Source organism: Helicobacter pylori (genome assembly GCF_015904775.1).
Lineage (GTDB): Bacteria > Campylobacterota > Campylobacteria > Campylobacterales > Helicobacteraceae > Helicobacter > Helicobacter pylori_DM.
In genome coordinates this window covers 1-13,499 of record NZ_JADZNC010000004.1, presented here as the reverse complement: position 1 = coordinate 13,499, position 13,499 = coordinate 1, and the positions used below count along the sequence as shown (strand labels likewise).

The following is a 13,499-nucleotide window of genomic DNA, read 5'->3' as shown; positions in this document are numbered from 1 at the left end:
AACTATTTGGGCAGTATGATCTCTACTTCAATCGTTTCCACGCTCTGGTTTGTATCAAGGGTTTTGAAATGGATGTCTGAAGATTTAGTGTATTTTTGAATAACAGCAATGATTTCTTTACGCATCTCTTCCATGTAGGGTAAATTTAAGGTGCGCTCTTTGGCTAGAATCAATTTTAATCTATCGGTTGCAGTAGCCGCGCTCCCTTTGTTTTTAAAAAAATCAAACAAACTCATGAAAATATCCCTTTTAACGCGCTAAAAAAGCCTCTTTTAGCCTTAAATTCCACGTATTCCACTTCTTCGCCTAAAATCCGTCTGGTGATGCGTTGGTAAGCCTTCGCGCTCTCGCAGTCCGTGCGAATCACCGGCTCGCCCTTATTGGTCGCTGAAATAATATGGTGATCTTCAGGAATGATCCCAATTAAAGGCAGGCACAAGATCTTAAGCACTTCTTCTATAGGAATCATCTCTCCATTTGCCACTAATTCAGGTTTTAAGCGATTGATTATCAAATGCTTATGCACTTCTTCGCCCCTTTTGGCCCGATTAGACTTTGCGTCAATAATGCCAACCACTCTGTCGCTATCTCTTAAGGAACTCACTTCAGGCGTTACCACCACTAACGCCATGTCCGCATGCAAAATCGCATGCTCAAAACCGCTTTCAATCCCAGCCGGTGAGTCAATCAAAATATAGTCAAAATCCGCCCTTAAAGCGTTGATTAAAATCGCTACTTTTTCCTTATCTAAAATATTTTTATCCTTGCTTTGTGAAGCCGCTAAAAAAGAAAGGTTTTTCGTCTTTTTATCTGCAATTAAAGCCTGCGAAAGGTTGCAATTTTTTTCCATCACATCCACCACATCATAAACAATGCGATTTTCTAGGCCTAAAATCATATCCAAGTTCCTAAGGCCTATGTCAAAATCAACCGCTACGACTTTTTTACCGCTCTCAGCCAAGCCAATCGCTAAATTAGCCGTCGTGGTGCTTTTACCCACGCCCCCCTTACCTGAAGTGATAGTAACTACTATTGCCATATTTATTCCTTTTATTTTAATGATTTATTTTTTATGATTGAATGGGGCGCGTAAAATTTCCCCAATTTGTTCTATTTTAGTCTCTTTAAGGGCTTTCCTTTCTGTGTTTAACCTGGGGTAATTCAAGCTCTTTTCCAGTAAAAAATCTTTAGCGAATGCGCCGTTTTGAATCTTTTTTAAGATTTTTTGCATGCGTTTTTCTAACAGATTTCCCATAGGCTCTCTAGCTTTAATCGCCCCAAATTCAGCGGTGTTAGAAATGTGCTTCCTTAAGCCCTCTACCCCCTTATAATGCAATAAATCCGCCACCAATTTCACTTCATGCACGCATTCAAAATAGGCTAATTCTTCAGGGTATCCTGCTTTGAGTAAAGTTTCAAACCCCATTCTTACGATCGCTTCTAACCCCCCACACAAAACCGCTTGCTCGCCGAATAAATCGCTCTCGCATTCTTCTTTAAAGCTCGTTTCTAAAACCCCCATTCTCCCCCCACCCATCGCTTTGGCGTAGCTTAAAGCCACCGCTTTAGCGTTATTTTTTGAACTTTCTTGCTCTATGGCGATTAAATGGTATAAGCCCTTATTTTTAAGGTATTCTTCTCTTAAAGCGCTCCCTGGCCCTTTTGGCGCGACTAAAATCGCGCCCACGCCTTTTGGAATAACAACTTGATTGAAATGCACGCTAAAACCATGAGCAAAGCCTATAATTTGCCCCTCTTTTAAAAAAGGGATCACTTCTTTTTCTAACACTTCCTTATGCAATTCGTCCGGAAGAAGTGCCATGATCACATCAGATTGTTGGACTAGCTCTTTGACTTCTAACACCTCAAAGCCCTCTTTTTTTGCTTTTGAAACGCTCAAACTCCCTTGATACAAGCCAATACGCACCTTCACTTTAGAGTCCCTCAAATTGAGCGCTTGAGCTTCTCCTTGCGCGCCATAGCCAATAACGCCCACTTGTAAGGATTGGATAACGCCTAAATCAATGTCTTTATCATAATAAACGGGTAATGCCAAAATCAAATCTCCTAGCGTGTTTAAGCAAGTATTTATTTTACCATAATGGGAGCGATAATGTTTAAAAACATGCAGAATGTTAAGAAATGGTGTGCTCGGAGGGATTCAAACCCCCGACCTACAGGACCGCAACCTGTTGCTCTATTCAGCTGAGCTACGAGCACTTTTAAAGAAGTGAAACGATGATTATAGCAAGAAAAGCTAATTTTTCACTTAAACGATGCGTTTTTTCTATTATAATTTAAGGCATGCAAAAAGATTACCAAAAACTCATCGTTTATTTATGCGATTTTTTAGAAAAAGAAGTGCAAAAAAAAGGCTTTGAAAAAGTCGTTTACGGGCTGAGCGGAGGGCTAGATAGCGCGGTCGTTGGGGTGCTGTGCCAAAAGGTTTTTAAAGAAAACGCCCATGCCCTTTTAATGCCCTCTTCAGTCTCTATGCCAGAAAGTAAAACAGACGCTTTAACTTTGTGCGAAACGTTTTCTATCCCTTATACAGAATATTCTATCGCTCCCTATGATAAAATTTTTGGCTCTCATTTTAAAGATGCAAGCCTTACTAGAAAGGGGAATTTTTGCGCAAGATTGCGCATGGCTTTTTTATACGACTATTCTTTAAAAAGCGATTCTTTAGTCATTGGCACGAGCAATAAAAGCGAAAGGATGCTAGGCTATGGCACTTTATTTGGGGATTTGGCGTGTGCGATTAACCCGATTGGGGAATTATTTAAAACCGAAGTTTATGAACTCGCTCGCCGTTTAAATATCCCTAAAAAGATTTTAAATAAGCCCCCTAGCGCGGATTTATTTGTGGGGCAAAGCGATGAAAAAGATTTGGGCTATCCTTATAGCGTGATCGATCCTTTATTGAAGGATATTGAAGCGTTGTTCAAAAACAAGCCCATTGATGCAGAAGCGCTCACTCAATTAGGCTATGATGAAATTTTAGTAAAAAACATCACAAGCCGTATCCAAAAAAATGCTTTTAAATTGGAATTACCCACCATCGCCAAACGATTTAACCCTGAATGAAAAGCGATAAACCCTTTTTAGAGCGCTATTTTTATGACCCAACTCTCCTGCAAAAGGGGTTGATTTTCGCGCTCTATCCTTTTTCTTTAATCTATCAATTTATTGCCACAATTAAACGAAAAACCGCTAGAAGGCATGATTTTAAAATCCCCATTGTCAGCATAGGTAATTTGATCGCCGGGGGAAGCGGTAAAACGCCCTTTATTTTAGAAATCGCTCCAAGATACCAAGAAGTGGCGGTTGTTTCTAGAGGGTATCAACGGGATTCTAAAGGTTTAGTGGTGGTGAGCGTTAAAGGAAACATTTTAGTTCCTCAAAAAACAGCGGGCGATGAAGCCTATCTTTTAGCCTTAAATTTAAAACAAGCGAGCGTGATTGTGAGCGAAAAAAGAGAGCTAGGCGTTTTAAAAGCCCTTGAATTAGGGGCAAAGATCGTGTTTTTAGACGATGGTTTTAGGTTTAATTTCAACCAATTCAATTTGCTTTTAAAGCCTAAAGTCCCCCCCTACTACCCTTTTTGTTTGCCTAGCGGGTTGTATAGAGAAAATATTAAAAGCTACAAAGAAGCCCATTTAGTCGTTACAGAAGATAAGGATTATAAAAGGATCACCTCTATCGCCCACCCCACCAAGTGCATGCTTTTAGTAACGGCTATCGCTAATCCTAGCAGGCTTGATGCGTTTTTACCCAAAGAAGTGGTTAAAAAATTGTATTTTAGAGACCATGCCCTTTTTGATTTGAAGCTTTTAGAAAAAGAGTTTTATCAAAATAACGCCGCTTCCTTATTGGTCACTTCAAAAGATCTCGTCAAATTACAAGATTGCAACTTGCCCTTAAGCGTATTAAATTTAAAACTAGAAATTTGCCCTAAAGTTTTAGAGGAGATTGATCGTTATATCCTTTCTTATCCTTGTAATACAAAAGAACGTCTATAAACTCCTTATCTTTAGAGATAAATCCTTTCAAACGCCCCTCTAACTCATAATGGTTTTTTTCATAAAAAGCGATCGCTTTAAAATTATTTTCCATCACTTCTAAGTGCAAAGAATGCAATTGGAACTCTTCAAAAGCGATGCATTCTAAAGCTTTTAAAATCGTTTCTCCCTTATTTTTCAAAAAAGGGTTTTTATAAATCCCCAAATACCCATGCTTATGAAAAAAATTGATTTTAGTGATAGAGCCAACCCCTAAATAAACGCCCTCTTCTTTAAACAAAAAATAGCGGTGGTTGGGTGAGTTTTTTAAATCTTCTATGAATTGCAAATGCGTTTTTAAAGAAATAAAAGCGCTATACATCCATAAGGCAGTGTTTGGGTGGTTACGAAACTCTAAAACCAGCAATTTTTCTTCATCGTTTAAATTAGTAAAATCAATCGCTTGGATATTTCCATAAGAATAATTTTTCTTCAAATTTCTAAAAACTCCCTTAATGCGCCTTCTAGCTCACTCCCAAAGGCCAGGTTTTTTGCCCAGGATTGGTTTTTTTGAATTTGTAATTTTTCAAAATCTTTCGCTAAAGTTTTTAAACTCGTTTGTTTGAAAATACCCAAGCTTTCAAATTCTTGGCTTTGAATGATTTGATTAGAAGCGATAGGAAGGATAAGAGAAGGCGTTTGAGAAAGGGCCAATTCATAGAGGGTTTGACCAGAAGCGCTAATAGTGCAAGTGCAAAATTTCATCAAAGAACTGAACTCCAAAGGGTTTAAAGGGCTGTAATAATGCGTGTTTTTGGGAGGATTTTTAGGAGTATAAGGTGAAATGATATGCAAATTCACATTCTTATTTTCTAAAATTTTGACTATCTCTTTGAGCGTTTTTTGCTCGCTCCCCCCTAGAGTGATCAGCACTTCTTTGTTTGCTGTATTGATAGGGCGCTCATAAATAAAACGAGCATCAACAGGGTAAAACCCCACCCCCAAATAATACTGATAATCTTTTGATAAATGATGGTAGTGTTTTAAAGCGTTCAGCGTGAAATTCATGATCTTAGTGTTTTTAGGGTAAAACCCCTTAGCATGCTCTTTATCTTCTATGACCATAAGGCTTTTGGCTTTTTCTTTTAAAAGGTAAAAATCTTTTGAATTTAAACAATAGCTGTCTGCAATCAAAAAATCATCATTGCCAACGCCCTCTAAAAAAGCGCTTATATTATTTTGCTTGTGTAAATAAAGGCTCGCTTCAACCCCTAATTTTTCTATAAAAGAAAGGATTTTTTCACAACGCCTCACATGCCCTAAACCGCTTGTTGAAAACGAATCGCACAAAATTTTTACTGGCATGCGTTTTTCAAACGGCTGTATTTGAGCTTGGCTAATTCTAAATCTTCTAAAGTGTCAATATCTTGGACTTCTAAGGGCGATAATTCTAAAGCGATAGAATTTGGGCTAAAAATAGGCCGCATTTCTTTAAAGGCTTGAGCCTTCCCCATATAAAGCAACCCTGCGTCATGATAGAGCGTTTTTAAATCTTGCGTACGCGTGTTTGAATGCTCTTTAAAAGCCATTTGAACGCCGTTTTCAAGGCTAAAAGAACGATAGGGCGAAGCGCTAAAGGGAGAGCATGTGAAAACATAATCCGTATTTTGATTTTGTTTTAAAGTTTCAAAAGCGTTTTTCAAATGCTTTTCTTGTAAAAGCGCTGAAGCGCCATACAAACAACACGCAATATCTTCATCTTTTAACCCCAATTCTTTCATGTGATAAGCCATCACTTCTAAAGTCGTGGCTCTGTCGTCCGCTAAAACTTTAGGGCGTAAACTCAAAAAACTCGCCCCATAATTTTTAGCTATATGAACATACTCCATGCTATCGCTAGAGATAAACACCTTTTCAAAGAGCTTGGAATTTAGTGCTGTTTCAATAGGGTAAGCGAGCATGGGTTTATTGAAAAAATCAATCATATTTTTATTCTTGATCCTTTTACTAGAACTTCTGGCTAAAACAATAGCGATCGCTCTCATGCTAGGCTTTGCTCTTTTTAATAAGGCATTTGGGTTTCCATCGCATCAGCAGCGAATTTCTTTTTATTGGAATCGCTCAAATGCCCTAAATTCGTGTATTCAATCTTAGCATCAGCCAAAAACTTGGATTGGATGGTGTTATTCCTTTCAATATCATAAGGGCGGATCACCCCACTCACCTTAAGGATTTGCTTTTCCCCATCCACTAGCACTTCCTTATTCCCATAGATGAAATAATTCCCGTTTTCTAGCACCTTAATGATGCGAGCGCTCAACACGATTTCTAAATCTTCGCTCTTTTTTTGCGAGCCGCCGCCTTTAAAATTCGTGTTATTGCTGGATTTGGTGAAATTGTAATTATTCTTATCATCTAAATACTGCGCTTCTTGTTTCTTTCTTTCATCTAGCCCGTTATAAGTGAGTCTTGGGGGCGTGGAATTACCCCCTGAAGCGCTTTTATAATCTTTAGAGCTGGAATAATTCGCGCTCGCTTTTTCAGAGACAATGATTGTGATCAAATCGTTAGGCTTCATCGCCCTCCTGTCCGCAAATAAAGGGCGCTCGCCCTGCCCAAACAAACTCCCCAACTTGTTCAATTCAGGGATAAATTCTTTAGAGGGGGTTTCTTCTACATAATTAGGAGGGTTAAAATCAATTTTTGGCTCATTGGCTGATGCCATGCTGAATGCAACGCTAAACGCAACAGCCCCTAAATAAAGCGCTTTTTTCATCCACTAGCCTTACTTTTGAGTTATTTTAAGCCCTAGATTATACTCTCTTATAAAGAATAAATGCTTAATTTTGAGTAAGTTGTTGTAAAATTTAGATCTTTATAATGAAACTTACTATGCAGGAGATAAAATTGAGAACCTTGTTAAAAATGTTAGTTGGTGTAAGCTTGCTAACACACGCCTTAGTAGCTAAAGAAGAAAGCGCAGCACCTTCTTGGACAAAAAATTTGTATATGGGAGTCAATTACCAAACAGGTTCTATCAATTTAATGACTAATATCCATGAAGTTAGAGAAGTGACTAACTATCAAACCGGTTACACCAATGTAATGACTAGCATTAATAGCGTTAAAAAGCTCACCAACATGGGATCTAATGGGATTGGCTTAGTCATGGGCTATAACCACTTTTTCCATCCGGATAAAATCTTGGGCCTGCGCTATTTTGCTTTTTTAGACTGGCAAGGCTATGGCATGAGATACCCTAAAGGCTATTATGGCGGCAATAACATGATCACTTATGGCGTGGGCGTGGATGCGATGTGGAATTTCTTTCAAGGGAGTTTCTATCAAGATGACATTAGCGTGGATATTGGCGTTTTTGGGGGGATTGCGATTGCGGGGAATAGCTGGTATATTGGCAGTAAAGGGCAGGAATTGTTAGGCATCACTAACAGCAGTGCGGTTGATAACACCTCTTTTCAATTCCTCTTTAACTTTGGCCTCAAGGCTTTATTTGTAGATGAACATGAATTTGAAATCGGGTTTAAATTCCCCACCATTAATAACAAATACTACACTACTGATGCACTCAAGGTTCAAATGCGTAGGGTCTTTGCCTTTTATGTGGGGTATAATTACCACTTCTAAAGGGCTTTTAAAACCCAACGCAACTCCCTAACATCTTTTGATAATAGCTCTTGGCTTTGAGGATCGTCTCTGTGTCATCGGTTTTTAGAAGCACTTCGTAATTGTTTTCAAAAGCGTTTTTGCTCCAATTCGCTGAGCCTAAAAACACGATCTTATCATCAATGATCGCTACTTTTTGGTGCATGATGCCGTAATAATTCCCGTTTTTAGCCTTAAGCCCTTTCAATAAGCACACTTTCGTGTTAGGGTATTTGTCTAAATAGCCAATAGTGGATTGCTTGTTATTATGATTGCTTTCATAATCATAAATGATTTGCACCTTAATCCCCCTACTCGCTACGCTTTTAATGGCTCTTGCAATATCTCTGTGCGTGAAACTATAGATAGCGATTTTCACGCTCTCTCTAGCGTTACTAATGCCAGAAACTAAAGAATTGAGAGCGTCTTTTTGCTCATAAGGTAAGACAAATAAGCTGTTTTTAGCTTGCAAAACCCCTAAACAGCCCACTAACACACCCACGCCAACGATTTTTTTAAACTTGTTTAACATCAAATGATCCTTATCAATAATGCGATAAAAATAACCAACCCAGTGGATTTTTGATTGTATTTTTGATTATAATAAAAAATTTAAAAAAAGCGATGAAAATTGATAGGCTTAAAGAAGCGTTTCTTATCAAATAAGGAGTCCCTAAAATGAAAACGATTCTATTCAACCAAAACCCCATGATCACAAAACTGCTTGAGAGTGTCTCTAAGAAATTAGAATTATCTATAGAAAATTTTAACCACTATCAAGAGTTATCCGCACGCCTTAAAAAAGATCCAGAATGGCTTTTGATAGCCGATGATGAATGTTTGGAAAAACTAGACCAAGTGGATTGGTTAGAATTAAAAGAAATCATCTCTCAAAATAAAAACAGCGTGTGCATGTATAAAAAAGGCAATGAAGCGCAGCCCTTTTTAGAGGGCTTTGAGATGAAAATCAAAAAACCTTTTTTACCCACTGAAATGTTGAAAGTCCTTCAAAAAAAGCTTGGTTCTAACGCAAGCGAGCTAGAACCTAGCCAGAATTTAGACCCAACTCAAGAAATTTTAGAAACCAATTGGGACGAGTTAGAAAATTTAGGCGATTTAGAAGCCCTCGCCAAAGAAGAGCCTAACAATGAAGAGCAACTACTCCCCACTTTAGATGTGCAAGAAGAAAAAGAAGAGATTAAAGAAACGCCCCAAAAAGAAGAAAAGCCTAAAGACGATGAAACGCAAGAGGGTGAAACCCCTAAAGATGAAGAAGTTTCTAAAGAGTTGGAAACGCAAGAAGAATTAGAAATTCCTAAAGAAGAAACGCAAGAAGAAGTTAAGGAAGAGATGAAAGAAGAAACGCAAGATTCCCCAAGTGCGCAAGAATTAGAGGCCATGCAAGAATTAGTCAAAGAAATCCAAGAAAACTCTAACGACCAAGAGGATAAAAAAGAAACGCAAGAAAGCGCAGAAGCTCTCCAAGAAACCCAAGCACACGAGTTAGAAAAACAAGAAATCGCAGAAACGCCCCAAGAAAAAGAAAAACAAGAAGATACAGAAACACCGCAAGATGTAGAAATCCCCCAATCACAAGAAAAAGAAACCCAAGAAACCCAAGAAGTTGTTACCGAAAAAACCCAAGTGCAAGAAAAAGAAACGCCCAAAACCCAAGAAGACCATTACGAAAATATTGAAGACATTCCTGAGCCGGTGATGGCTAAAGCGATGGGGGAAGAATTGCCCTTTTTGAATGAAGCCGTTGCAAAAACTCCTAATAATGAGAACGACACAGAAACCCCTAAAGAGAGTGTTACAGAAATCTCCAAGAATGAAAACGCCACAGAATTCCCGCAAGAAAAAGAAGAAAGCGATAAAACTTCCAGCCCCCTAGAATTGCGCTTGAATTTGCAGGATTTATTAAAAAGCCTGAATCAAGAGTCCTTAAAAAGCCTTTTAGAAAACAAAACCTTAAGCATTAAAATCACTTTAGAGGATAAAAAACCTAATGAATAACGATTTTAATTTACTCATCCTTTCAGGCCCTAGCGGAGCGGGTAAAAGCACCCTTACAAAGTATTTGCAAGAAAAAATCCCAAAAACCCATTTTTCCCTTTCCACCACCACGAGAAAACCCAGAGAGGGCGAAGTTGATGGCTTGCATTACAATTTTGTCAGCGAAGAAGAATTCAAGCAAGGCATAGAAAAAGGGCAGTTTTTAGAATGGGCGATCGTGCATAACCACTATTATGGCACTTCTAAAATCCCTGTAGAAAAAGCCTTAAAAGAGGGCAAAATCGTCATTTTTGATATTGATGTGCAAGGGCATGAAATTCTTAAAAAGCATTACCCTAATGCATGCTCAGTGTTTATTAGCACCAAAAACCAAGAAATTTTAAAAGAGCGCTTGCTTTTAAGGGGGACGGATTCTAAAGAAACGATAGAAAAACGCTTGATCAACGCTTATAAAGAAATGCAGTGCTTGGAGAGCTTTGATTACCTCATCATCAATGAAGATTTAGAAAAATCCAAAGAAATCATCTTAAGCATCGCAAAAACTTTAGTCTATCGCTTAAAAGCGTTTAATTTTGAAAAAATCTGTAAGGCTTGGAAAAACGAATCCTTATAAAACCTATCAATTATTTTTTAAAAAAGCTATAATTCAAATAAAAACCAACCAATAGTTTAAGGAGTAAAATATGGGCGGATTCACAAGTATATGGCATTGGGTCATTGTTTTATTAGTGATTGTGTTGTTATTTGGGGCTAAAAAGATCCCAGAGTTGGCTAAAGGTTTAGGCAGTGGGATTAAGAATTTCAAAAAAGCCGTGAAAGACGATGAAGAAGAAGCTAAAAACGAGCCAAAAACCCTAGACGCTCAAGCAACGCAAACCAAAGTGCATGAGAGTAGCGAGATTAAAAGCAAACAAGAAAGTTAAGCATGCACACTCTCATTAAGGGCGTTTTAGAAGAGATTTTAGAAGAAGAAGTCATTATTGAATACCCTAAAGACAGAGAGCATGGGCATTACGCTACGCCCATTGCTTTCAATCTCGCCAAAGTTTTTAAAAAATCGCCCTTAGCTATCGCTGAAGAGTTAGCCCTTAAAATCAGCACACACGAAAAAACTCAAGGGTTTTTTGACAGCGTAGTGGCTTGTAAGGGCTATATCAATTTCACGCTTTCTTTAGATCTTTTAGAGCGTTTCACCCAAAAGGCTTTAGAATTAAAAGAACAATTTGGCTCTCAAATTAAAAGCGAGCGTTCTCAAAAAATCTTTTTAGAATTCGTGAGCGCTAACCCCACAGGGCCTTTACACATAGGGCATGCTAGAGGAGCGGTGTTTGGCGATAGTTTGGCTAAAATCGCTCGCTTTTTAGGGCATGAAGTTTTGTGCGAATATTATGTCAATGACATGGGATCTCAAATCCGCTTGTTAGGGCTTTCTGTGTGGCTCGCTTACAGAGAGCATGTTTTAAAAGAAAGCGTAACTTACCCAGAAGTCTTTTACAAAGGCGAATACATCATTGAAATCGCTAAAAAGGCTCACAACGATTTAGAGCCAAGCCTTTTTAAAGAAAACGAAGAAACGATTATTGAAATTTTAAGCGGCTATGCTAAGGATTTAATGCTTTTAGAAATTAAAGATAATTTAGACGCTTTAGGCATTCATTTTGATTCCTATGCGAGCGAAAGAGAAATTTTTAAACGTAAAGATGCGGTGTTTGAACGATTAGAAAAAGCGAACGCCCTTTATGAAAAGGATTCTAAAATCTGGCTCAAATCTTCACTCTACCGAGATGAAAGCGATCGGGTGCTCATTAAAGAAGATAAAAGTTGCACTTATTTAGCCGGTGATATTGTCTATCATGATGAAAAATTTAAGCAAAATTACACCAAATATATCAACATTTGGGGGGCAGACCACCACGGCTATATCGCTAGAGTGAAAGCCAGCCTTGAGTTTTTGGGTTATGATTCCAACAAGCTTGAAGTCTTACTCGCTCAAATGGTGCGCTTGCTCAAAGATAACGAACCTTACAAGATGAGTAAAAGAGCGGGTAATTTTATTTTGATTAAAGATGTGGTTGATGATGTGGGTAAGGACGCTTTGAGATTTATTTTTTTAAGCAAACGGCTTGACACCCATTTAGAATTTGATGTCAATACTTTAAAAAAGCAGGACAGCTCAAACCCTATTTACTATATCCATTACGCTAATTCGCGCATCCACACCATGTTAGAAAAATCGCCTTTCTCTAAAGAAGAGATCTTGCAAACCCCTTTAAAAAATTTAAACGCCGAAGAAAAATACCTGCTTTTTAGCGCTTTAAGCTTACCTAAAGCGGTTGAATCCTCTTTTGAAGAATACGGCTTGCAAAAAATGTGCGAATACGCAAAAACCCTCGCTTCAGAATTCCACCGCTTCTATAACGCTGGAAAAATCTTAGACACCCCTAAAGCGAAAGAGCTTTTAAAAATTTGTTTAATGGTGAGTTTGAGTTTGACTAACGCTTTCAAACTTTTAGGCATAGAAATCAAAACCAAAATTTCCGCTAAAGATTAAGCTAATATTTAATTTTTTGTTATAACATTCCCCTTATTTTTTGAAACTAAGGAGAATATTTTGCTTAATCGTATTATAGAACACATGAACGCTCACCATGTAGAAGACATGAAAGGTTTGTTGAAAAAATTCGGGCAAGTCCATCACGCTGAAAATGTCGCCTTTAAAAGCGTGGATTCTCAAGGCATTGTGATTGGCTATAACAACAACCAAACCTTAAGGATTGAATTTAACCACGAAGTTAAAGATCCTAAAGACTACAAAAACGCCATCATTGAATTGTGCCAAAGCGTGGAAAAAACCCATGATTTAAAAGGCGTGGAAGAAGAAGTTAAAGCCTTTAAAGGAAGCTTTGATTCTGTTTGTTTAGCGACCTTACACCCTAATGGGCATGTGGTATGCTCTTATGCGCCTTTAATGACAGATGGCAAACAATACTACATTTATGTGAGCGAAGTGGCTGAGCATTTTGCCGGCCTTAAAAACAACCCCCATAATGTGGAAGTGATGTTTTTAGAAGATGAAAGCAAGGCTAAATCAGCCATTTTGAGGAAACGCTTGCGTTATAAAACCAACGCTCGTTTCATTGAAAGAGGGGCAGAGTTTGACAAAGCGTTTGATTCTTTCATTGAAAAAACCGGCGGCGCTGGGGGCATTAAAACCATTCGTGCCATGCAAGATTTCCATTTGATCGCATTGGATTTCAAAGAAGGGCGTTTTGTGAAAGGCTTTGGTCAGGCTTATGATATTTTAGGCGACAAAATCGCTTATGTTGGGGATAAAGGCAACCCACACAATTTCGCTCACAAAAAATAAGCTTTCTCACTCATAAGGGGCAAACGCCCCAAAAGATCGCTTTTTAAAGAGGTTATGGCAAAATCAAGTTCTTTACTATTTAATCTTAAAAAATGCTAAAAGCCTTTTTATTAGGCTAACACCAAACAAAAAGCACCACAAAAAGCGCCAAAAGCAAAAAAATCACAAAATTTTCCCCAAATGACAAAAAAAAAAAAAAACGCTTTATGCTATAATACCCCAAATACATTCCAATGCAAATACATTCCAATGCAAATGCGTTCTAATGTATGAAATCCCTAATGTTAAAATCCAATTTAATCCAAAAAGGAGAAAAAACATGAAAAAACACATCCTTTCATTAACTTTAGGCTCGCTTTTAGTTTCCACTTTGAGCGCTGAAGACGACGGCTTTTACATGAGTGCGGGCTATCAAATCGGTGAAGCCGCTCAAATGGTGAAAAACACCAAAG

General features: G+C 38.1%; 16 protein-coding genes and 1 tRNA gene. 8 read left to right on the top strand and 9 right to left on the bottom strand.

The window, feature by feature from the left end:
• Nucleotides 1-2 precede the first annotated feature (2 nt).
• The 4 genes from minE to I6852_RS03330 all read right to left on the bottom strand — a co-directional run bounded on the left by minE (nt 3) and on the right by I6852_RS03330 (nt 2,220).
• A complete protein-coding gene (gene minE / locus I6852_RS03345; protein ID WP_000051418.1) occupies nt 3-236 on the bottom strand; it encodes a cell division topological specificity factor MinE in 234 nt (77 codons plus the stop codon).
• Complete coding sequence (minD, locus tag I6852_RS03340) at nt 233-1,039, bottom strand: septum site-determining protein MinD (protein WP_120854664.1); 807 nt, start codon at nt 1,037-1,039, stop codon at nt 233-235. The genes minE and minD overlap by 4 nt, the downstream gene beginning before the upstream one ends.
• Before the next feature lie 24 nt (nt 1,040-1,063).
• Complete coding sequence (gene ilvC, locus I6852_RS03335; RefSeq protein WP_197291434.1) at nt 1,064-2,056, bottom strand: ketol-acid reductoisomerase; 993 nt, start codon at nt 2,054-2,056, stop codon at nt 1,064-1,066.
• An 87-nt stretch (nt 2,057-2,143) separates the two neighbouring features.
• Nucleotides 2,144-2,220: transfer RNA gene (locus I6852_RS03330), tRNA-Arg, on the bottom strand.
• 84 nt (nt 2,221-2,304) lie between these two features.
• On the opposite strand from I6852_RS03330, the gene I6852_RS03325 reads away from it, so the two are divergent.
• Nucleotides 2,305-3,087: an NAD+ synthase gene (locus I6852_RS03325; protein ID WP_079363588.1), complete on the top strand. Its 783-nt coding sequence runs from the start codon at nt 2,305-2,307 to the stop codon at nt 3,085-3,087.
• A complete protein-coding gene (locus I6852_RS03320; RefSeq protein WP_197291435.1) occupies nt 3,084-4,022 on the top strand; it encodes a tetraacyldisaccharide 4'-kinase in 939 nt (312 codons plus the stop codon). Before I6852_RS03325 ends, I6852_RS03320 begins: the two co-directional genes overlap by 4 nt.
• Here I6852_RS03320 and pseH read toward each other — a convergent pair.
• From pseH to flgH, 4 genes are read right to left on the bottom strand one after another with little or no spacing between them, the layout of a single operon-like run.
• Nucleotides 3,955-4,497, bottom strand: a complete 543-nt coding sequence (gene pseH / locus I6852_RS03315) for a UDP-4-amino-4,6-dideoxy-N-acetyl-beta-L-altrosamine N-acetyltransferase (protein ID WP_197291436.1) — start codon at nt 4,495-4,497, stop codon at nt 3,955-3,957. The genes I6852_RS03320 and pseH overlap by 68 nt on opposite strands.
• Nucleotides 4,494-5,366 carry a CMP-N-acetylneuraminic acid synthetase gene (locus I6852_RS08115; RefSeq protein WP_231630920.1) on the bottom strand — a complete coding sequence of 291 codons (873 nt, stop codon included), beginning with the start codon at nt 5,364-5,366 and terminating at the stop codon, nt 4,494-4,496. The genes pseH and I6852_RS08115 overlap by 4 nt, the downstream gene beginning before the upstream one ends.
• Nucleotides 5,357-6,046, bottom strand: coding sequence for a pseudaminic acid cytidylyltransferase (pseF, locus tag I6852_RS08110; protein WP_197291437.1), 690 nt, complete (start codon nt 6,044-6,046; stop codon nt 5,357-5,359). Before pseF ends, I6852_RS08115 begins: the two co-directional genes overlap by 10 nt.
• A 17-nt stretch (nt 6,047-6,063) precedes the next feature.
• Nucleotides 6,064-6,777 carry a flagellar basal body L-ring protein FlgH gene (gene flgH, locus I6852_RS03300; protein ID WP_000709991.1) on the bottom strand — a complete coding sequence of 238 codons (714 nt, stop codon included), beginning with the start codon at nt 6,775-6,777 and terminating at the stop codon, nt 6,064-6,066.
• Between the two features lie 131 nt (nt 6,778-6,908).
• On the opposite strand from flgH, the gene I6852_RS03295 reads away from it, so the two are divergent.
• A complete protein-coding gene (locus I6852_RS03295) occupies nt 6,909-7,646 on the top strand; it encodes an outer membrane protein (protein WP_197291438.1) in 738 nt (245 codons plus the stop codon).
• 7 nt (nt 7,647-7,653) lie between these two features.
• On the opposite strand, the gene I6852_RS03290 is transcribed toward I6852_RS03295, so the two are convergent.
• Nucleotides 7,654-8,196 (bottom strand): phospholipase D-like domain-containing protein, encoded by a 543-nt coding sequence (locus I6852_RS03290; RefSeq protein WP_000932481.1) that lies wholly within the window; start codon nt 8,194-8,196, stop codon nt 7,654-7,656.
• Between the two features lie 146 nt (nt 8,197-8,342).
• Here I6852_RS03290 and I6852_RS03285 point away from each other — a divergent pair, with 146 nt between their 5' ends.
• From I6852_RS03285 to I6852_RS03265, 5 genes are all read left to right on the top strand, one after another.
• Nucleotides 8,343-9,680: a putative sodium/potassium/calcium exchanger gene (locus I6852_RS03285; protein ID WP_197291439.1), complete on the top strand. Its 1,338-nt coding sequence runs from the start codon at nt 8,343-8,345 to the stop codon at nt 9,678-9,680.
• Nucleotides 9,673-10,293, top strand: coding sequence for a guanylate kinase (gmk, locus tag I6852_RS03280; RefSeq protein WP_001058032.1), 621 nt, complete (start codon nt 9,673-9,675; stop codon nt 10,291-10,293). The genes I6852_RS03285 and gmk overlap by 8 nt, the downstream gene beginning before the upstream one ends.
• Before the next feature lie 70 nt (nt 10,294-10,363).
• Entirely contained in the window at nt 10,364-10,603 is a 240-nt protein-coding gene (gene tatA / locus I6852_RS03275) for a twin-arginine translocase TatA/TatE family subunit (RefSeq protein WP_000508588.1), read from the top strand.
• 2 nt (nt 10,604-10,605) lie between these two features.
• Complete coding sequence (gene argS, locus I6852_RS03270; RefSeq protein WP_197291440.1) at nt 10,606-12,231, top strand: arginine--tRNA ligase; 1,626 nt, start codon at nt 10,606-10,608, stop codon at nt 12,229-12,231.
• Nucleotides 12,232-12,291: 60 nt separating this feature from the next.
• Nucleotides 12,292-13,047, top strand: a complete 756-nt coding sequence (locus tag I6852_RS03265) for a HugZ family heme oxygenase (protein WP_001900197.1) — start codon at nt 12,292-12,294, stop codon at nt 13,045-13,047.
• Nucleotides 13,048-13,499: the final 452 nt, after the last annotated feature.